This window comes from Arsenicibacter rosenii (genome assembly GCF_001870735.1).
Classification (GTDB): Bacteria; Bacteroidota; Bacteroidia; order Cytophagales; family Spirosomataceae; genus Arsenicibacter; species Arsenicibacter rosenii.
The window spans coordinates 15,247-35,316 of the sequence record NZ_MORL01000017.1 but is presented as its reverse complement, the minus strand read 5'-3'; the positions used below and the strand labels follow the sequence as shown (position 1 = coordinate 35,316).

Genomic DNA, 20,070 nt, shown 5'->3' with positions numbered 1-20,070 from the left:
AGGGCATTTTTTAGACTGAAAGCCGGAACATGGCTTACACCGGCGTTCCGCATTGTCGCCTTAATTTGTGAGAATAAAGCGTTTCGCCACATTAAAGCCGGGGGCTCTGACCCGTACCACATACTGCCCACCGGCCAGTCCCTGCATGTTTACTGTCCGGCGCACATTGAACAGATCAAAATGCTCCGAGTAGACCAGTTTACCATCGAGCGTATAGATGTGAAGATCAGCATTTTTCAGATCCTCCAGGGTTTCGACGGAAATCTGATGTGAGGTCGCCGGATTCGGGTATACCACCAGCCCACGGTTATTCGGATCAATCACATAATCAACCGAATTCGAATAGTTCGAGACGCAGGTCAGGCTATTGCCGTTCGACAGCGTAAAAATACCTTTGGAGCGGGCGGTATATACCCCGCTGATGGCCACTTTCGCCACCGACTGATTCTGATTGGCAACAAACGAGGCGTTATTCTGCCGCCAGTCATAGGTCAGCGTCGTTCCCGTTACGCTGAACGGAACCGTCGCCTCCAGCGAATATGGGCCAACCTGACGGATGGTAGGTTGCGGCAAGCGCGGCCGGACAACCAGGTTGACCGGCGCTGAGGCCGCGGAACGACAACCATACGGGCTTAGCGCCTGCAGGGTGAAACTCCCGGGACTAGCCACATTTAAGACCTTGGTTACCGGACCGCCATTCCATTGCAGGCGGTTCGCCACATCTGTTATACCGGTTAGCTGTAATACCGAGTCAGCACAGATCTGCTGATCGGTTGCTGCTGCCACAGACGCTGATTTTGCCAGAGCAATAGCCGGGGCCGCCGGCAGTATCGGGGCCTTTACTTCGACCAGGGGCGACAGGAAGGTATTGCCGAAGCGGTCTTTCATAGTGGCACGGTAAGAACCGGGTAAGCTCACTGTAAGTGTTTTTCCAGAAATACTGTTATTCCAGACATACGATGAATAGCCGTCCGGCAACGTCAGCGTAACACTGTTGTTGTTGGGTCCGCAACCCACAGCAACGGTCGGTTGCGGCAGCGGCAATACCGGCAAGGCGCTCACAAAAAATGTCGGGCTCATGCTCTGATACCAGGCCTGTGCCAGCTGACGCAGGCCATCCCCGCCAAAGTGTACATCCTCACCCGGCCGCGGAATCTGAATGTTATCTGTAACTGGCCCGGGCTGTACGTTGTTATTATAGGTGTTGATAACATCGTTCTGGGCATTAATCACATTCGAACTCACCCGGCCGGTGTTATACGATGAACGCGCGAGCACCCAGGCCGGATAGCGGTCACTGATAAAACCAGCGCCAACGTCTACCCGCGTTTTGTTAATGATATACTGCATGTTGTCGCGGTATTCTTCACGGGTAATGTTCAGCGGATAGTTATCGTTTTCACCCTGCTGCCAAAGAATGGCCCGTAAGCCCAGCAGCGAGTTATAGTAACGGAGCGCGATGATCAGGTTAGCATACGGCATTCCGGCCGGCAGGGCCAACGAGTTATTAAACCAGTAGACGGTTGATTTACCATCGGCACTTTCCCGCCAGTTGCGGCTGGTTGTTCCGAACCAGGCCGTGTTGATAAACAGAACCGGGCAGTTATACTGTCTGGCAATCAGATCACCGAGCGCGCCCCAGCACCAGGCACTTTGACCGCGGGGACCGATAATGGCGGTGCTGGTCAGTTGCTGAAACGAGGGTGCAGGCGGGTCTGCCAGGGAGTTGGCCACGGTGTTATCGTAGGCCACGCAGTTTACCCGGTCATCGGTTGCGCCGACCGCACCGAGATCCTGAAACCCCTGTGCATTTGATTGGCCTGTAACGATAAATACCTCGCCGATACCTACCTTACGCACCTCGTCCTGACCGATAATCGCCCCGCCCGCCATGACGCGGAGTTGCAGCCGATACCAACCGGTACGGCCTCTGACCGGGCCCTGAAAGACGCCGCCTGAGGGTAACCGCTGAATCGTCTGCCAATCGGTATCAATGCCCTGACCGGCCACCTCAGTTACGAGTCTGGCCTGTACGCTGTCTATCGGTTGATAGTAACTTCCCGAGACATAAATTGTACTGGTCTGATCGTTATTCCGCTGATAAACCGCCCGGGTTTCGGGGTAGGTAATCTTAACAACCGGGTTAGTTGTCTGTGCGAACGCCGGGATCAGACATGCACAAAGGAGCCCGAAAATAAATGTAATCTTCTGGGTAGTAGTGTTTTTCATGCTTGTTACGATGACAATACTGATTCGCCTTTCCTACCGCTCACCTCGGTAATGCCACACTTTTGGCAAAATTCACCATTTGCGCTGAAATAACCAATCCAGCAAGTAACATGCCTAAAGACAAGCATGTATCTGTTCTGACTAAAAACCGAGGAAGACCCGCTTTGCTACATTAAATCCGGCAGCCTGTACCTGAATAATATAAAAGCCGGAACGCAGATTACTTAAATCGAACGGACGCCGTACGGAGAAATCCGTAACCGTGTACAGCTGTACTTCCTGGCCGGCCAATGTGTAAATCCGGATGTTAGCGTTCTTTACATCCGTTAACGTCTCAATGGTAATTTTCTTGTCTGTACTGGGATTCGGGTAAATACTGAGGCCCTGATTGTTTTCAATCAGAATAAACGGCAGCAGCGACGAGTACGCTGAATAGCACGTCAGATCCGACGCATAAACGCGGTAGGCCTGTGCCGAATAGTTACCGGAGCGGTTGGCTTTGACCGAAGGGGTCTTCACCGTCAGGGAATCAGTATTGTACCGCCAGTTGTAGCCTGTATTCGGCTCGTTATTAATTACGTCAATGGTATAAGTCCCTGTCTGTTGTAACTGCGGGGTGGCTGGTAATGGCTTCACATCAACGGCAATCGCATTGCTGAACGGCGACAGACAACCATTGTTATCCTGAACCCGCGCCGTGAAGGTTCCGCTTGTTTTTACCGTCAGCTCCTGAGTAGTTACTCCACTTGACCAGATGGCATTCAACGGGCTGGCAGCGGTTAATACAACCTGATTGCCGTCGCAAAACGTGGTGCGGCCACGTGCTGAAATAACCGGCGCATCCGGCAACGGATTTACATTGACCGTAATTTCATTGGATGGTGCCGACAAACAGTTGAACACATTCCGGGTCCGTAACGAATAGCCTCCTGCCTGGCTTACGGTAATACTCCGGCTCGACTGTCCGTTACTCCATTGATAGGTATTTTCTTCGGTTGAGGTTAGGGTTACCCGTTGATCGGCGCAGAACGTTGTCGGACCACTGGCCTGAATAACCGGTGTCTGAGGCAGGTTGTTAACCACTACATTAATCCCGTTGGAGCGAGTGGACGTACACCCATTCTGATCGGTGACGGTAAGGAAATAATTACCTGACTGCCGTACCTCAATCGTCTGATTGCGCTCCCCGTTACTCCAGTTATACTGCACATCGGTTGTGTTTGTGCGCAGGGCTGTGCTTTCTCCCTGACAGAATGTTGCCGGACGATCACTGGTAATGGCGGGTGCGGCGGGTAACGGATTCACACGGATTGTCTGCACATCCGAGGTAAAATCGCAGCCGCTGACATCGCGGTAGCGCACATAAAAACTACCGGATGTACTGGTCGTAAATGCCTGAGCTGTCGAAACCGTGGCATTGGTCTGCTGGTTGACCCATGCAATGTTGGCATTGTAGCTGGAAGAAAGGCTAACCGTTCCCCCTTCACAAAACGTAGCGGGTCCTGAGAGGGCCACTGCGGGCGGTGCGGCAATCCGGACGGCTGCCGAATAGCTTGTGTTACCAAGACCGTCTTTTAGCTTCGCCCGATACCGAATGTTGCTGCCCCCTTTTACCAGCCGCTGACCGGCATCCAGACTGACTACCTGACCATTTTCATTCAGCCCCTCCCAAAGAATTGAACTGTATGAGCCATTGACGGTAATACCAAGGCTGTTGTTGCCGGCACAATCAATAGACACGCCTGCCAGCCCGCCAGGGGCCTGCGGCTGCGAATTATTCCAGAAATTATCGTCCAGACTAGCGCTCCAGGCATTTGCCAGGTCAACGAGGCCATTCGCATCAAAATGAGTTTCGTCGAAATAAGGTGCGCGGCTGCGGGGGACCTGAATATTGTCGGTAAATGGCCCGGCAAATACATTCCCTCCCTGCGCGATAATCTGATTCTGGGCATTGATAATTTCTGACCGCGTTTTTCCACCTGGTATGCCTCCGTCTTTTTCGTAAGATGCCCGTGAGACTACCCAGGCCAGGTTTTTTCCGATGTCCTGCCGGCTTTTATCAATAACGTACCGCAGGCTCCTGACATATTCATCCGTACTGGTTCCGAGATAGGTATCTGCTTCGCCCTGATGCCACAATACCGCCCTAACCCCCAGTAAATTTGTATAAAACTGCAACGCAATACGCAGGTTGGCATAAGGCTGACCTTGCGGATAGGGCAACCCGTTTACATAAATACTATAAGTGATTCCTCCGGCAGCCGTTTCCCGCCAGTTTCCGATTGACGTCCCCCCCCATGCGGTATTCATAAACAGTACCGGAACACCAAGACGCTGCACCAGCCGATCTCCTAAAAGACCCCAACACCAGGCACCATAGCCACGAGGGCTGATAAACGGCTGGCCGTTGATATTATCCTGATTCAGCTGCCGGAACTCAGGATACCCCGGATCTGCCGTATCCTGCTTATCTGAAGTAGCAGACACGTAATTTACACGATCATCACCCGCCGTTGGGGCTGTTTTTAACTGTGTTTCGATACCTTGCCCGTTTGACTGACCGGAAACAACAAACACCTCTCCCACGCCAACCCGTTCGACGATTGTATAGCCCACTTGCTGGTCGTTGTTCATTCCCCGGACTTCGAGGTTATACCAGCCTCCTTTGATATCCGGGAGGTCATTGGTAAAAACCCCCTTGCCTGGATTTGCTTCAATCACCCGCCAGTCAGTACTTGTTCCCTGCCCGTCGCGGGCTGTCACCTTTGCTTCAATGCGCGTTATTGGAACGGTATAAAAACCGGCGATACGCAGTGTGGCTGCATTGGCGTTGTTGCGCTGAAATACAGCGCGTGTAGTTGGGAAAGTAACCTGAATCTGTTGAGCGTTAAGTAGCAACGGAGCAGCCGCAAGCACTCCTACCAGCCAGACAAGCATGGTTTTGATCATAAACCAGGAAAATTGAAACAGTTAAAAGCAATAACCTATACTAAGACCGTGTCGGCAATAGTTCAGGCACATCGGTAATTGTCTGCCAGAGGGCATCTTTCAGTTCAGTTAAACCTTGCTGTAAAACCGCTGAAATAAAGACACAAGTAAGGTTAGACGGGAGCGTTTTTTTAAGAGCTGCAATCTCTTCGTCTGTCACCAGGTCCGTTTTTGAAACGGCCAGCAGACGTTTCTTATACATTAGTTCCGGATTGTACTGCTGTAATTCATTCAGCAATATTTTGTATTCAGCAGCGATATCTTCGACTGTAGCCGGAATCATAAACAACAAAACGGCATTACGCTCGATATGCCGCAGGAAGCGCAGGCCAAGTCCTTTGCCTTGAGAAGCGCCCTCAATAATACCCGGAATATCAGCCATCACGAATGACTTATAATCGCGGTATGAGACAACACCCAGATTAGGAACAAGGGTAGTAAACGGATAATCGCCGATTTCAGGACGTGCTGCCGACAAAACAGACAACAGGGTTGATTTACCTGCGTTAGGAAAGCCGACAAGCCCGACATCTGCCAACAGCTTTAATTCAAGAATAATCCAGGCCTCCTGCTTCGGTTCGCCGGGTTGTGCGTAATCAGGAGCCTGCTTTGTCGACGATTTAAAATGGGAGTTTCCTAAACCGCCACGACCGCCCGGCAACAGAATTACCTCCTGCCCGTCTTCAGTGATTTCGGCCATGAGTTCGTTGGTTTCGGCATGGCGGGCAATTGTTCCCAGAGGAACCTCTATAAATACATCCTCACCCTGAGCGCCGGTCCGGCGACCGCCTTCACCACCGTAGCCGGATTCGGCCTTAATGTGCTTCTGATATTTCAAATGTAGCAATGTCCAGTGCTGTGCATTGCCTTTCAGGATAATATGGCCGCCACGGCCGCCATCACCACCATCGGGTCCCCCTTTGTCAACGTACTTTTCGCGGCGAAAATGCACAGAGCCGGCGCCACCAGCTCCGGAGCGACAATTTATTTTTACGTAATCAATAAAATTTGAAGATGCCATCTTTCTGTTTCGCCTGTCCCTCAGCGCTATCAGGGCATTATAATGGAGTAACAAAAGGCTTTTAACCCGGTTGCCGGATCAAAAGCCTTTTATTAACGCGATTATGTTAACCGTCGATTCGCCTATGACTGCGCTGCCGCTTCAATCGCATCGCAAATCTGGCCGAAGATGGCTTCAATTTCGCCGATACCATTAATGGCAACGTACTTACCTTGCTGCTCGTAATAGCCAGCGACAGGCATTGTTTTTTCGTTATATTCCGTTACGCGCCGGCGAATCAGCGATTCGTTCTGATCATCAGGACGGCCTGATGTCTGCCCGCGCAGCAATAACCGTTTTGTTAATTCTTCTTCTTCCACGACCAGTGCTACCATGGTAGTAATAGCTGTGTTATACTGGCTTAACAGTACATCCAGTGCTTCTGCCTGTGGTACTGTCCGAGGGAAACCGTCGAAAATAAAACCGGCAGCGGCTTGGTTTTCGTTCAGTTTGCTGTCAATCATGCCGATAACAACTTCATCAGGTACTAAAATTCCCTGATCCATCAGCGACTTTGCTTTAAGGCCTAATTCCGTTCCGGCGGCAATCTGTGATCGTAGCAAATCACCGGTCGACAAGTGTACTAACTTGTATTTTTCAATTAACTTTTCGCTTTGGGTGCCTTTGCCTGCGCCCGGAGGGCCAAAAAGTACAAGATTGAGCATTAGACTAAAAGTGGGTGAAGGTCCGTAACTTTTTTTTCGCAAAGTTAAGATACCAGCGCGAAAATAATAGTTGTCAATCCTATCACCTTAGTCTTTTTATTTATTGGATAAAACAATGAAAGCAACCCTTGTGAGGTTGCCTTCATTATTTCATTCTGTAATGGTTATCCCTTAGCTTTTCTTAACCGGCTTAGCAGGTGCGCCCGGTGTAGCAGGCGTTGCCGGTGCGGCAGGCCCTTCTACCAGTTCCTTTGCATTTTTGTCATTAGCGTCCAGCTTCAGAATTTCCGTTGCGTAGTTTTTCGCTTTCGCATCGTCTTTCTGAGCAATTGCATCTGCGATCAGCAGGCGGTAAGAAGCAATAATGTTCTTCGAGTACTGCTGCTGTTTGCTGGCATCTGCCGCAATTTCTTTGTTGGCCAGCGCGATAAACTTCTCAGCATACGGAACGAATGCACGGTTGCTCAGGGCTTCTGCCGATGTCGGCGCAGCATAGTAGTTAGCCTGTGCACGATAGTAGTACGACGACGCATAAGCCGAGTCAATCTCCGACAGTTTCGCAAACACGGAGTCGGTACGCATCATGTTCTGCTTACGTACTGTCCGGGCCATCGCCGTGTCACTTGCATAAGCACGGGCAGCCTGCAGGCCGTTTGTGTAGAAAGATACACCACTGAAGATGTAATCGGCTTTTGCCGGAGCCCGATTCGCACTGATTGACTTCAGGTACATATTACCGGCTTTCTCATACTTCTTCATGCTGTAGAGCTTCTGAGCGGCTTCGCGGTACAGGTTATCAACCGTATCTTCAGGAGCTGCTTTCAGTAAGTATACTACGCTCAGAGAGTCGCCTTCCGGTGTCCCCTGCTGACCATACGCACGGCCAAGATACACATAATCATCATACAGTACTTTTTTCGGAGCAGCGGCAATAAAGCGGTTCAGTGCCTCGATCGACTGGCTTGTTTTGCCTAGTGCCGAATAAGCCCAGCCATACATCCGGTCAATGATCGGGTCATTTACTTTTCCTTTCAGCTGATCCAGATAGCTGATCGCCTTCAGGTAATCGTTAGACAGGAAGTAGAACTTCGCTACGTTGGTCAGGTATTCCGGATCTGTTGTACCACTTTTCTGTACGTACAGTTCCATGTTTTTAGCAGCACCTTTGTAGGCACGGGCACCGGCTAATGCATCTGCCAGCGAGCGGTATGTCAGCGCAAACTCAGGGTCATTGGCAATTGCCTTGTCAAAATATTCCTGAGCCAGTTTGTATTGCTTACCGCGCAGATACAGACGACCGATTTTATAGTTTGCTTCTGCCAGGTTAGGGCTGATCATCAGCGCATCCTCATAACGGCTAACGGCGCTGCCACCATCATTTTTGATGAAGTATGCATCACCCATCGCCATTTTGATATCGGCATTTGTATTCTTCTTGTCCAGCTTAGCAGCGGTTTCCAGATAAGATAACGCTTTGGCAGGGTCGTTTACGCCATTGTCGTCATAAAACAGCGTGTAAACTTCTCCGGCGCGGAACAAAACGTCCATGTTTTTGCTTTTCGTTGCCTTCACTGCATTATCAGTAAGGGCAATAGCCGCAGGAGCATCCTTTTTGGCAAGCGCAACACCGGCTAAACCAATGTTATTTAATTCGTTTTTAGGATCAATCGACAGGCCTTTTTCGAAAGCAGCTTTTGCTTTGTCAGGCTGATTAGTACGCAAGTAATAATAACCTAAATAGAACTGATTTTCAGCAGTGGGAGCACTTGTTGCCAGTTGGGTAAAAGTTTGCTCCGCTTTCGCTAACCGCTCCGATTCCAGGTCTTTCAAACCAGACTGTACATCCTGCGCAAACACGGGTGCTGTAAACATAGCACCAATAACCAGAGCCGCCAAAAGCGACTTTTTATGCATTTTCATCATGCAATTCAGGTTGAGAAATTGGGAAAAAAGTTGTGTTACTAAGAAACATTAAGCAAATCTAAAAAATTGCGGGCAAACCAAAAAATTTACTCACTTTCTGATATAAACCTCTCGGTTATATGGCTTAACAGGCCACAGGCCCAATTTTTCGATTAGCAGACTACCGGCGTCCCTTGCAATATAATTGATCAATCCACCACCCAGACCGGGGTGGGTCTCCCGGCTCAGGATATACACAGGCCGCCGCAGCGGGTACGTTTGCAGACCAAGATTCCGTTGGAACGGCTGATAATAGTCTTTAATCGAAGTAGGGTTATCCTTATCAGAAACCCCCAGAACACGCATATCGGCCGATAATTCGCCTGACAAAGGGCTGTCACCGTCGCTAATCCAGTTAACGCCGATGAAGCCAAGCGCTGTCGGATTTTTACGGACATACTCGATGACTTCTTTGTTAGAATGCGTCGTGAATATCCGTAGTTTACTCACATCAGTAATCGAAAATGTACGCAGGACAAAGTCCAGATTACTTGAATTATTATTGTCAAATACCAGGGTGATCGGGCCTGTTTCAGTAGCTCCTTTCAATTGTTGCCACTGAGTAAGCTGCCCGCTGAAAACAGCCTTCAGTTCTGCCATTGTAATCAGACTGTCGCGGTTGTTCTTACTTACAATCAGTGCGACGCCGTCGGTTCCGATCTTTTCGGCTTTGCCTATGATCTTTTGCTGGTCAAAGGCAATTTGTTCCTGCCTGGTCAAGGGTCTGGTCGTAAATGCCAGCCGTGCGCTGTCTTTGAGCAACATGGCAATTGATTCCCGTTCCGGCCGGTATTTCAGTTCAAAATGAGTATCCGGATAGATTCCGGAATACGCATCGGTCAATTGCATGGCCAATGGTTTAAACGATTCATCAACTGCTACGGTAATGGTCCCGCGTGAGGGCGAGTCGAGCGGCTTATCGCCTGAACACCCCGAAATACCGCCCATCAACAGTGCCAGGCAAGCACCTTTAAGTCCGTTTTTCATTAGATACATGTTATCTGTTAGAGCAGAAAATACCTCAATGGTTTAATGTATCTTCTGTAGTTAAAATTCCTCCCGGAATCGTTGATACGCCCTGAAAGCGCGGAAGGCGCCATAGGCAATCAGTAATACCGCCAGGCCATACCGCAGTACGCCGGGCGGCGGTAATATCCAGTAGGACTCTGTGGTAACAATCAAAAAAATGCCTGTTCCCAGATAAGTCACCGAAGCAAGCACGGCAATGATCAGGGTAAGGCGTTCCGGAATACGGCTTCTTTGCTGCATAGTCTTTATTGCCGGAAAGGCAGAGAGTTAAAAAGGGTGATCACCATGACAGCGATCACCCTTTTTGTTGATTCAGAGGAAAATCCTCATCGTTATCAGATTCGGCTTATTCCAGTGTAAAGTTGATAGGCAGGTTATATTTTACCCGTACCGCACGACCTGATTGTTTACCAGGGCGCCATTTTGGCATTGACTTAACAACGCGCATGGCTTCTTCGTCCGTACCGAAACCTAAACCCTTTAACACGGATACATCCTGAATACTACCGTCAGTATTAACAACGAAGCTTACGAATACGCGGCCTGAGATGTTAGCCCGCTGTGCAGCGGCCGGGTAGCGGATGTTCTTGCTCAGGAACTGGCCGAGTGCGCTCATCCCGCCCGGGAATTCAGGCTGCTGTTCTACGATCGTAAATACTTCTTCTTCTTTCGGAGCAGGGGCTTCAACGGCCGCTTCTACTTTTGTAGGGGCAGCGGTTTCTTCCGGTGCTACGATCACCTCTTCGGCGTTAGGATCACCTTCCTGCGTTTTTTCCGCAGCAACGGCTTCTTTCAGTTCCTCAACGGCCGGAGGCGGTGTTTCTTCCGGAACCTCTTCATCCGGCTTTACTTCCGGCGGAAGGAATTTCACCGTGTTCACCTTTGGTAATTCTACCGGCGGTGGCGGCGGTGGTGGTGGTTCGTTCGGATCGATTGGCGGCGGCGGTAACTTCATCAAGTCCACCTCTACCATTGCTTGTTCTTCGGCTTCAGGCGTCAGAACGCTGATGATCGTTGGCGAAAGAACGCCCAGTGTAAACAGCACACCACCAATAATGAGGGCACGGGTTACAATTTTCGGATATTCTTTTCGTAACGAGTACGCACCATAGGCCTTATTCCGGTTCGCAAAGACTATATCGTCAAGCGTTGCTTTTGGATCGATTGCTACTGCTTCTGCCATGGTTAGATGTCTAATTTTGCTTTATCCTTGAGAAGAGTCTTCTCGTCTGCCGTCAACTCATCCACAAGTGCATAGCGTTTTGTTTTTGTAATCGCCATTTCATCCAGCACGTCAACCATGTTACGATAGTTGGCCTGTTTGGTTGGTTTAATTACAACAACAAACTTATCTCCCGGAACAGTACGGGCATTGTTCTGAATCAATTGACGCAGTTCATAGCCGTAGCCTGTTGTCTTTATCTCCGGATCTTCATTGGCTGCTTTTCCGAAAATAGAGTAGGCTTTATTATCGTCTCCCAGGAAGATCGTCATTACGTTGGAGGCCTTGATAGGCTCCGTTTTCTCTTCTTTTGTCTTGTCCGGCACGTTAAGCGTCATTGACGACGGCTTACTTAAGGTGGTAGCAAGAATGAAGAAAGTGATAAGCAAAAAGCCAAGGTCCACCATTGGGGTCATATCCACGCGGGTTGACGCCTTTTTACTGCGGACTTTACCACCACCCTTCTTACCACCACCACCGGAGGTGTCTATTTCTGCCATAGTTTCGAAAAGTGTTCAGCTTACAAGGTTTGTAAACTGTACCTTATGACTTCAATTTTTATTCCTCGTCTGATTTCCAGCCAGCTGGCGGGGCTTCAGTACCGGTGATGAGGTTAAACTTATTAATATTCTGTGCCTGGAGTGTTGCCAGTACGTTTTTGAAGTTCGGGAACTTCGCCAGGTTATCACCTTTCAACGCAATCCGGAGATCGTTGTTGGCTTTACGGGCGTTGTAAACCCAATCTTTCAGTTCGTTTGACGGACCTGCACCAGTCGAATCAGTCGGAATACCCGACTGCTTGATTTTAGCCTTCTGCTCTTTTGGCAATGACAGGAACGATTTCAGCTGGTTGATCGGCAAACCGAAGTTTGACATCAGCATGAATTCTTTCTTCTCATTATCAGAAAAAGAGATTCCTTTTTCTGAAGCGATGTTGTCGAGCATAGCCAGGCGGTGTTGCTGATTGTCGATACCGAAGTAGACCTTACCGTCTTTATCAAGAGCAATGGTCATGATATCCTTATCAGGCACTTTAATGCCGGAGATCGATGATGGCGTTTCGATCGTTGCTGCATCCTGTGCCCGGAACTGGGCCGTCAGGATAAAGAATGTCAGCAGAAGGAACGCCACGTCACACATCGCCGTCATGTCTACCGCGGAACTGGCGCGTTTTACTTTGACCTTAGGCATATTGCGTTCGTTTCGGTTTGATTTGCCTTACAGGCTCAGGATTAATAGTGAGCAGCAAAGTTTTGCTGGATGCTCAGACCAATTTCGTCGATGTTGTACGTCAGTACGTCGATACGGCTAGTGAAGTAGCTGTACATGATCGTCGCGATCGCAGCTGTACCGATACCCAGAGCCGTGTTTACAAGGGCCTCAGAGATACCTGTTGACAGAGCGGCGGTGTCAGGCTGACCGGTAGCACCCATAGCCGCGAAGGCACGGATCATACCAAGTACGGTACCTAACAGGGCGATCAGGGTAGATACTGATGCCAGGGTCGCGATGATTGTCAGGTTTTTCTCCAGCATTGGCAGCTCCAGTGTAGTCGCTTCTTCTACTTCTTTCTGCAGCGCTACCAGCTTCTGCTCTTTGTTCAGCTCAGGATCCGTTGACAGCTGCTGATACTTCAACAGGGCTGTTTTCACAACGTTACCGATTGAACCTTTCTGACGGTCACACTCCTGAATAGCAGCGGCAACTTCATTTTTGTCCAGTTGGCTTTTCACTTTACGAACGAAATCATCGATTGAACCTGAACCGTTAGCACGGCCGATTGTGATGAAACGCTCAATTGAGAACACCAATACTGTCAGGAAGCACGTAAACAGGATAGGTACGATGAAACCACCTTTGTAAACGGTACCGAAGTAATCGCCTGGCAGAGGTTCTTTCGTGTTGTCACCTTCCTGGAAGTGGCTTCCGTCACCAAAAACAAAGATGTAAGTCAAAATACCGATAGCTAAAAGAACCGGAAGCACAAAAGCTGGGTTCAAGCCACCTGATTTCTTCTTAGGAGCTGCTGCTTTGGCGGGTGCTGAAGATGGAGTTTGTGTTTTCATTGAACTTACTGTAGGGTTAAATTGAAACTTGGTTTTGCTGGCAAAAAAAGTGAAAATTTTAAATTTGTTGTGATTCCTGAAATAAAATTTTGGGCGGTTTCCTTTCAGATTACTACAAAAGTATCAATTTGGAGATTATCTAATGCAAATCTTTCCGTCAAAATTTTACTTCATACGTTGCTTTGCCAGCCCGTTGTTGCACAATAGTAACTTTATTTTGCCCCTTAGTCTAGTTACATATTGGACAATAAGCCCTTGTTTTTCAGCTTAACAAAATGTCAAAGAGCGTATCTTCAGCACAAAATAATTTGGATTTTATGGGGGTGCTTTGTTCATAAAATAATTGTTAAGGTTCATCCGATAATGCTCCCATGCGTTGTTATAAGGCTGCCCGGAAGCCTTTACTTACCAGATGCAGCAGCCCTGAACATTCCATAAAAAAAAATCTTTTTCTTCAGGTTACCGGAAATTTCTTCGCCTCAACAGGGGTGTTCCGACCATGATCCGCTATAGTATATAGTAGGTTCAAAGCAGATTATCATAAAACCTGACTAACTTTAAGCCCAAAACTACCTCTTGTAATTTTACATGAAAAAAAGAGAGCTTTACTGGTTATTTCGATTGCTTGTGTTCGTGTGTTGGATCGGCAGTGGCAGCAGTTTTGCACAGACAATCAGCACAGGATCTGTAAGCACTAACAGTTTTTGCGGAGGTGATGCACTATCGGTTCCCTTCTCATTTACCGGCACGTTCAACAGCAGTACTGTTTTTCAGGCGCAGCTTTCCGATGCAACCGGAGGCTTCGCTTCACCTACCGTTATTGGTACACTCACGAATACCTTCACAAGCAGTATTGTCACTACGGCCATCGGCAGTAATATTCCGCTCAATACGCCGGCGGGTACCGCATATCGGATACGGGTAGTGTCGACAACCCCTGCGATAACGGGTAGTGTTGGTGCAGTGGTCATGACTATCAATCCGCGGCCAACACAGCCTTCGGCGGGAATTGCCAGCCCGACGAGCAGCCCGATCTGTAGCGGACAAACCGTTTCGCTGACGGCAACCTCTGGTACCAGTGGTTCTTCTATCCGGTGGTATTCAGGCAGTACATTAGTCGGCTCCGGACCGTCTTTCCAAACGCAAACCGCCGGGACTTATACCGCCCAGGCGGTAGTCGGTAGTTGTGTTAGCCTCAATAATACATTGGTTAGTGTAAACATTACCACTACACCCTCAACGCCATCACCGGCTTCCCAAACCGTTTGTCAGGGTTCGGCAGATCAGCTTCTTTCTCCTAATGGCAGCTCCTACAGATGGTATGACGGCAATAACAACCTGCTACCCAATAACGGCGCGGCCCCTACCGTGTCTGCTACAACACCGGGTACTACAACCTATAGAGTAGAACAAAATAATAATGGCTGTGTGAGCGGACGGGCAACGATGACCTACACCGTGCTGGAATCACCCGGGCAGCTGGCACCGGTTTCTATCGCTTATTGTGAGACGAACCGCCCCGGCTCTCTGACGGTGAATACCAGCAGTATCATCCGCTGGTACATTGATCCGGACGGAAGCATTCAGATACCAACGCCAACCCCACCGAATATTGCCCGTTCGGCCCCCTACAATTATTACATCCGTCAGGTGGGTGCCAACGGGTGTTTGGGAGCCCCTTCGCTCTATGCCATCCGTGTGAACGGCACGCCGGTTGCGCCTTCGGTAACAAGCTCAACCCAATATTGCCAGAATGTACCTGCCCAGCAACTGACGGCCAGTGGTCAGAATCTCACCTGGTATGACGCTTCCAATAACGTGCTGACGGCGGCACCGACTCCCCCAACGGCAACCACCGGAACAATCACTTACTACGTCACGCAAACAACCGGGGATGGTTGCGTGAGCGGGAAAGCTACCATCAACATCAATATCTCTGCGGTACCTGCTGCACCGACCGCTTCGGCCGTTTCGCCTTATTGTCAGGGCGTAACGGCGGCCATTCTGTCGGCTAACGGCCAGAACCTGCGTTGGTATGGTACAGATGCAAACGGCGGTACCGCAAGCTCAGTGGCGCCCCGTCCGGGAACCGGCACTCCGGGAACCACCAACTATTACGTTACCCAAACCGTCAGCGGTTGCGAAAGCACACGCCTGGCCATCCCGGTAACGGTTAAAACAACACCGGGTATCCCGGGCATTGCAGAAACTACATTCTGCCAGAACTATCCGGCACCAACGCTGACAGCGACACCGGTTACCAATGCAAGTATCAACTGGTACGGCAGCTCTTCAGGTGGTACGGCCTCCGCTACAGCACCCGTACCGCCCAACAACGTTGGAAACGTAACCTATACCTACTACGTAAGTCAGACACTCGACGGCTGTGAGAGTGCTCGCGGCTCGCTTAGTGTCCGGGTAAAACCAACACCGGGAGCCCCCGGCGTTACGGTGGTCAACATCTGTAACAACGCTCCTTCGCAGCCTTTAATCGCCTCCGGCACCAACCTGAGATGGTTTGATCCGAGCGGTAATAGCATCAGCGGCTCACCGGCACCGCCGACCAACAACGTCGGCACGTTTAACTACCAGGTAAGTCAGTCTCTGGATGGCTGCGAAAGCCCCCGGTCAACGTTACCGGTCAACATTATTGCGTTGCCACCCGCTCCGAATGTCGCGAATGTCGCCTATTGTCAGATTCAGCAGGACCAGCCTGCGCAAAGCGTAGTTCCGGTAAGTGCAGCAGGGGCTAACCTGCGCTGGTATAACGTCGACGGTAACCAGTTTCCGAACGCACCGACTCCGCCAATTAATCAGGCAGCCGTGATCAACTATCAGGTTACCCAGACCGTGAATAACTGCGAAAGCTCAAAGGCAACATTACAGGTCACCGTTCAGAGTACACCGGTTCCGGGTATTCCGATTCCGACAGTAACCTATTGCCGGAATGATGCGGCAGTTCCGTTAACAGCCGTTGCGGCGTCGGGTGCCAGTCTGCGCTGGATCGATCCGAACGGCACGCTTTCGAACGAAGCACCGACCCCGTTCACGCTTAATGCTACTCCGGCTGGCGGACGGTTATTCTACGTCTATCAGATCGGCCAGAATGGCTGCGCCAGCGCCAGGGCGTCGATCAAGCTGATTGTCAACACGAACCCGACGCTTTCGCTGCTGGGTTCAACCACAGTCAACCTCGGCATCAGTGCACCGCTTCAACTGAAGTTTACCGGTGCACCACCGTTTAGCTATACGCTGTCTGACGGCACTTTCGGGGTGGCTCAGGATACCATTACGACGGTAAATGTGACCCCGGCGCAAACAACTATTTTTCAGGTTGCCAGCGTCTCTAATGTCTGCGGCAGCGGCTTACCAGGCAACCCGGCTACCGCTACAGTGACGGTCAAGATCCCGACCATCACAACCAGCAATCTGACGACAACTACGCTTTGTGCCGGCCTCAGCTTCTCGGTACCCTTCACTACCTCCGGCGAGTTCAATACCGGAAACGCGTTTAAAGTGCAGCTGGCAGATACCACGTCTAAGAAGTTCGTTGATATCTCGGCGGCAACAACCATCGGCCCGATTGTCGCTACCATACCAGCCTCCCAGGCAGGAGGCGTATATTTTGTACGCGTTATCGGTACCAATCCGTCTATCCCGGTATTGGGCCAGAACAGCCCGACCGTACTCTATGTTCGTCCTTACCCAACAGCATCCCTGACCGGCACCACCAGTGTCTATGAAGGCAGTCCGGGTAGCCTGAGCATAACATTTACCGGCGACGGCCCGTGGACGTTTGTGTATAACGACAGCCTGCGGAACCAGACTATTCAAACCAATGCAAACCCGCACCGGCTTGATATCCGGCCACTGAAAACCACAACATACCGCTTATTGTCTGTCAGCAATAACTGTGGTACGGGCACGGTCTCAGGTACGGCCATTACCGTGCAGGTATTGCCGTTGCTTGGTGTTGAGGATGATCTGTTAGGGACATCGGTTAACGCCTATCCGGTACCGACCGCTTCGGGGCTTACCATTGATATTGATGTGGCGCTGCAGAAAAATCCGGCAGTCATTGAACTGACTGATCTTACAGGCCGGACGGCTGTGCAGCAAACCACCCGGAACCGGCAAACACAGCTTGACTTGAGCAGTCAGCCAACCGGTATGTATATTCTGAAAATTCAGGTAGGCGACCGTAAAACGTTCCGCCGGATTCTCAAGCAGTAACGGAGCGCAGGGCTTAGAGCCGGGTGCGTAGTGTTAAGCCCTATGCACCCGGCTCTAAGCCCTCTGCCCTAAGCTCCCGGCCCCCATGTTCTCTGACGAGTATTTTATGAACCTTGCCCTGCAACAGGCTGAAATAGCCGCTGACAAGGGCGAAATCCCGGTCGGGGCGGTCATCGTTTGTCAAAACCGCGTGATTGCAAAGGCCCACAACCTGACCGAACAACTTACCGATGTTACGGCCCATGCCGAGTTGATGGCCGTTACCGCCGCTACCCATTACCTGGGTTCCAAATACCTGCCTGACTGCACATTGTATGTGACCCTGGAACCCTGCGTCATGTGTGCCGGTGTTTTATTCTGGGCCCAGATCGGCCGGATTGTCATCGGTGCTCCTGACGAAAAACGAGGCTATGCCCGTTTTCAACCCTCTTTATTACACCCAAAAACCAGGCTGACTACCGGCGTGCTGGCCGACGACTGTCAGGAGTTATTAACTGCCTTTTTCCGCCGGTTACGGAGCTAAGCAACGGGCCAAACAATCTATTTTTTAAGTTTAAATCCTTGCTTTTCAGTCAATAAACTTAAAAAATCATATCAGCAAAAACTTATACGAATAAGTTCGTGTTAACCAGAATGAGATTAATTTCAACCTAAATCTTACAAACAATGGCTTTTGTATTAGAACCACTACCCTACTCGAGCGATGCACTCGAGCCGCATATCGACAAGCAGACTATGGAAATTCACCATGGTAAGCACCACAATGCGTATGTTACCAATCTGAACAACGCAATTGCCGGGACCGAACTGGAAAACCAGTCGCTGGAAGATCTGCTGGCTAACATCAGCAAATATCCGGTAGCAGTGCGTAACAACGGGGGTGGTCATTATAACCATACTTTGTTCTGGAACATTTTGTCAGGCGATGGCGGCGGTGCTCCAACCGGCGAATTGGCTGAGGCGATTAACCAGAAATTCGGTTCATTTGACGCATTCAAAGAAGAATTCACCAAAGCAGCCACAACCCGTTTCGGCTCTGGCTGGGCATGGTTAATTGTGACAGCCGACGGCAGCGTAGCCGTGACGTCTACGCCGAACCAGGACAATCCGTTAATGGATATCGCCGACGCAAAAGGCTTCCCGATCATCGGCCTCGACGTTTGGGAACACGCTTATTACCTGAAATACCAGAACCGTCGTCCGGACTACATTTCTTCTTTCTGGAATGTTGTTGACTGGAACGCCGCAGAAAAACGCTATCAGTCGGCTAAGCAGAGCGCTTAGTTTTCCGGCATACCAATCCAAAGCCTGGTCCCCCCCGACCGGGCTTTTCTGTTTTTGGCGAAACCTTATCGGCCCGCCCGACTGTTGTATCAAAAAGTAGTTACGTGGTGTTGGTCCGGGCATGTGTAGATGGCCGGGCGTCTGGTTCTAACCTCTGAACCGACCATTCACCGCGCGGCAGCCCTCAATCACTCAATAAAAAATGGAAACCGAAATTGTTAACCGGGTTGCGAAAAGCGGCCTCATTACACTTGATCTCGAAGACTATTACCACCCGGGCGAACGGGTTATCTATGACCTGAAAGATAACCTGTTTATGGGCCTGATCCTGAAAGAAAAAGACTATCGGGAATTTCTGAAAACCCATGACTGGACCCAATACGAAGGCAAAAATGTAGCGGTCACCTGCACGGAGGATGCCATCGTCCCGACCTGGGCCTATATGCTGCTGACGCTGCACCTGCAACCCTATGCCAGTACCATTGTTTTCGGTTCGCTTCAGGATCTGGAAGAGAAACTCTATTTCGACGCCATCGCCGGCATTAATCCGGACGATTACCGCGATCTGCGGGTTGTGGTGAAAGGTTGCTCAAAAGTTGCGGTACCAACGGCGGCCTATCTCGAAATTACCCGCAAGCTGAAACCCGTTGTACAGGCACTGATGTTTGGCGAACCATGTAGTACCGTTCCGCTCTATAAACGTCCGAAACATTAATCCGGCCGGACTTTCGGGTCAAATAAGCCGGAAGCTCATGCGGTGCCATTCGCAGGGGCCATGCTCCTGAATGGCTTTGCGGTGGACCGGCGTCGGATAACCGGCATTGTTGGCCCAGCCATAGTGCGGAAACAAAGTGCCCAGGCGCTCCATCAGGTCGTCGCGGTAGCATTTGGCCAGAATAGAAGCAGCTGCAATTGGCATAAACGTTGCATCGCCCTTAACGATGCAGGTGTGCGGAATCATCGGGTAGGGAATAAACCGGTTACCGTCCACAAGCAGGTGTTCGGGCTTAACGCCGTCGGCTGTGGCCATAATGGTATCGAGGGCACGGTGCATGGCTAGAAAACTCGCCTTCAGGATATTGATCCGGTCGATCTCCTGGTTTGATACTTCGGCTACGGCCCACGCCAGTGCGTCCCGTTCAATATCCAGCCGAAGCCGTTCGCGCTGCGCGCGCGACACTTGCTTTGAATCGTTTAAAACAGGATGGCTATACTCTTTGGGCAAAATAACGGCAGCCGCGACTACAGGTCCTGCCAGGCACCCACGCCCGACTTCGTCGAGTCCTGCTTCAATATAATTTTCGTTATAAAAGGCTCTCAGCATGCGTAAAA

The 20,070-nt window shown here is 50.3% G+C and carries 16 protein-coding genes; 4 read left to right on the top strand and 12 right to left on the bottom strand.

Features of this window, described 5'->3' with window-relative positions:
* Window positions 1–60: 60 nt before the first annotated feature.
* The 11 genes from BLX24_RS22320 to BLX24_RS22270 form a co-directional block, all read right to left on the bottom strand.
* Window positions 61–2,229 carry a sialate O-acetylesterase gene (locus BLX24_RS22320; RefSeq protein ID WP_071505429.1) on the bottom strand — a complete coding sequence of 723 codons (2,169 nt, stop codon included), beginning with the start codon at window positions 2,227–2,229 and terminating at the stop codon, window positions 61–63.
* Between the two features lie 141 nt (window positions 2,230–2,370).
* The gene (locus BLX24_RS22315) at window positions 2,371–5,178 is read right to left on the bottom strand and encodes a T9SS type A sorting domain-containing protein (RefSeq protein ID WP_229201872.1); all 2,808 of its coding nucleotides are present in this window, start codon (window positions 5,176–5,178) and stop codon (window positions 2,371–2,373) included.
* 40 nt (window positions 5,179–5,218) lie between these two features.
* A complete protein-coding gene (gene obgE / locus BLX24_RS22310; protein ID WP_071505428.1) occupies window positions 5,219–6,238 on the bottom strand; it encodes a GTPase ObgE in 1,020 nt (339 codons plus the stop codon).
* A 122-nt stretch (window positions 6,239–6,360) separates the two neighbouring features.
* Window positions 6,361–6,942 (bottom strand): adenylate kinase, encoded by a 582-nt coding sequence (locus BLX24_RS22305; RefSeq protein WP_071505427.1) that lies wholly within the window; start codon window positions 6,940–6,942, stop codon window positions 6,361–6,363.
* A gap of 171 nt (window positions 6,943–7,113) precedes the next feature.
* Window positions 7,114–8,865, bottom strand: a complete 1,752-nt coding sequence (locus BLX24_RS22300; RefSeq protein WP_071505426.1) for a tetratricopeptide repeat protein — start codon at window positions 8,863–8,865, stop codon at window positions 7,114–7,116.
* 90 nt (window positions 8,866–8,955) lie between these two features.
* Entirely contained in the window at window positions 8,956–9,891 is a 936-nt protein-coding gene (locus BLX24_RS22295; RefSeq protein WP_071505425.1) for a PstS family phosphate ABC transporter substrate-binding protein, read from the bottom strand.
* 60 nt (window positions 9,892–9,951) lie between these two features.
* Window positions 9,952–10,173, bottom strand: a complete 222-nt coding sequence (locus tag BLX24_RS22290; protein WP_071505424.1) for a hypothetical protein — start codon at window positions 10,171–10,173, stop codon at window positions 9,952–9,954.
* Window positions 10,174–10,279: 106 nt separating this feature from the next.
* Window positions 10,280–11,116, bottom strand: a complete 837-nt coding sequence (locus BLX24_RS22285) for an energy transducer TonB (RefSeq protein ID WP_071505423.1) — start codon at window positions 11,114–11,116, stop codon at window positions 10,280–10,282.
* Window positions 11,117–11,118: 2 nt separating this feature from the next.
* Complete coding sequence (locus BLX24_RS22280) at window positions 11,119–11,655, bottom strand: ExbD/TolR family protein (protein ID WP_071505422.1); 537 nt, start codon at window positions 11,653–11,655, stop codon at window positions 11,119–11,121.
* Between the two features lie 58 nt (window positions 11,656–11,713).
* Window positions 11,714–12,346, bottom strand: coding sequence for an ExbD/TolR family protein (locus tag BLX24_RS22275; protein ID WP_071505421.1), 633 nt, complete (start codon window positions 12,344–12,346; stop codon window positions 11,714–11,716).
* A 41-nt stretch (window positions 12,347–12,387) separates the two neighbouring features.
* Entirely contained in the window at window positions 12,388–13,221 is an 834-nt protein-coding gene (locus BLX24_RS22270; RefSeq protein ID WP_071505420.1) for a MotA/TolQ/ExbB proton channel family protein, read from the bottom strand.
* A gap of 588 nt (window positions 13,222–13,809) precedes the next feature.
* Here BLX24_RS22270 and BLX24_RS22265 point away from each other — a divergent pair.
* From BLX24_RS22265 to BLX24_RS22250, 4 genes are all read left to right on the top strand, one after another.
* Window positions 13,810–17,454 carry a T9SS type A sorting domain-containing protein gene (locus BLX24_RS22265; protein ID WP_071505419.1) on the top strand — a complete coding sequence of 1,215 codons (3,645 nt, stop codon included), beginning with the start codon at window positions 13,810–13,812 and terminating at the stop codon, window positions 17,452–17,454.
* A gap of 85 nt (window positions 17,455–17,539) precedes the next feature.
* A complete protein-coding gene (locus BLX24_RS22260) occupies window positions 17,540–17,977 on the top strand; it encodes a nucleoside deaminase (RefSeq protein WP_071505418.1) in 438 nt (145 codons plus the stop codon).
* A 143-nt stretch (window positions 17,978–18,120) separates the two neighbouring features.
* Window positions 18,121–18,738 (top strand): superoxide dismutase, encoded by a 618-nt coding sequence (locus BLX24_RS22255; protein ID WP_071505417.1) that lies wholly within the window; start codon window positions 18,121–18,123, stop codon window positions 18,736–18,738.
* 202 nt (window positions 18,739–18,940) lie between these two features.
* On the top strand, window positions 18,941–19,453 hold the full coding sequence (locus BLX24_RS22250) for a DUF2480 family protein (RefSeq protein WP_071505416.1): 513 nt from the start codon (window positions 18,941–18,943) through the stop codon (window positions 19,451–19,453).
* 18 nt (window positions 19,454–19,471) lie between these two features.
* Here BLX24_RS22250 and rnhB read toward each other — a convergent pair whose 3' ends face one another.
* On the bottom strand, window positions 19,472–20,062 hold the full coding sequence (gene rnhB / locus BLX24_RS22245) for a ribonuclease HII (protein WP_071505415.1): 591 nt from the start codon (window positions 20,060–20,062) through the stop codon (window positions 19,472–19,474).
* Window positions 20,063–20,070: the final 8 nt, after the last annotated feature.

Excerpts from the sequence above, each read along its gene's own strand:
- BLX24_RS22250 (WP_071505416.1), top strand. The coding sequence starts at position 18,941 with ATGGAAACCGAAATTGTTAACCGGGTTGCGAAAAGCGGCCTCATTACA.
- BLX24_RS22320 (WP_071505429.1), bottom strand. The coding sequence starts at position 2,229 with ATGAAAAACACTACTACCCAGAAGATTACATTTATTTTCGGGCTCCTT.
- BLX24_RS22275 (WP_071505421.1), bottom strand. The coding sequence starts at position 12,346 with ATGCCTAAGGTCAAAGTAAAACGCGCCAGTTCCGCGGTAGACATGACG.
- BLX24_RS22255 (WP_071505417.1), top strand. The coding sequence starts at position 18,121 with ATGGCTTTTGTATTAGAACCACTACCCTACTCGAGCGATGCACTCGAG.
- BLX24_RS22285 (WP_071505423.1), bottom strand. The coding sequence starts at position 11,116 with ATGGCAGAAGCAGTAGCAATCGATCCAAAAGCAACGCTTGACGATATA.
- BLX24_RS22265 (WP_071505419.1), top strand. The coding sequence starts at position 13,810 with ATGAAAAAAAGAGAGCTTTACTGGTTATTTCGATTGCTTGTGTTCGTG.
- obgE (WP_071505428.1), bottom strand. The coding sequence starts at position 6,238 with ATGGCATCTTCAAATTTTATTGATTACGTAAAAATAAATTGTCGCTCC.
- BLX24_RS22315 (WP_229201872.1), bottom strand. The coding sequence starts at position 5,178 with ATGATCAAAACCATGCTTGTCTGGCTGGTAGGAGTGCTTGCGGCTGCT.
- BLX24_RS22280 (WP_071505422.1), bottom strand. The coding sequence starts at position 11,655 with ATGGCAGAAATAGACACCTCCGGTGGTGGTGGTAAGAAGGGTGGTGGT.
- BLX24_RS22270 (WP_071505420.1), bottom strand. The coding sequence starts at position 13,221 with ATGAAAACACAAACTCCATCTTCAGCACCCGCCAAAGCAGCAGCTCCT.
- BLX24_RS22260 (WP_071505418.1), top strand. The coding sequence starts at position 17,540 with ATGTTCTCTGACGAGTATTTTATGAACCTTGCCCTGCAACAGGCTGAA.
- BLX24_RS22300 (WP_071505426.1), bottom strand. The coding sequence starts at position 8,865 with ATGATGAAAATGCATAAAAAGTCGCTTTTGGCGGCTCTGGTTATTGGT.
- BLX24_RS22305 (WP_071505427.1), bottom strand. The coding sequence starts at position 6,942 with ATGCTCAATCTTGTACTTTTTGGCCCTCCGGGCGCAGGCAAAGGCACC.
- BLX24_RS22295 (WP_071505425.1), bottom strand. The coding sequence starts at position 9,891 with ATGAAAAACGGACTTAAAGGTGCTTGCCTGGCACTGTTGATGGGCGGT.
- rnhB (WP_071505415.1), bottom strand. The coding sequence starts at position 20,062 with ATGCTGAGAGCCTTTTATAACGAAAATTATATTGAAGCAGGACTCGAC.
- BLX24_RS22290 (WP_071505424.1), bottom strand. The coding sequence starts at position 10,173 with ATGCAGCAAAGAAGCCGTATTCCGGAACGCCTTACCCTGATCATTGCC.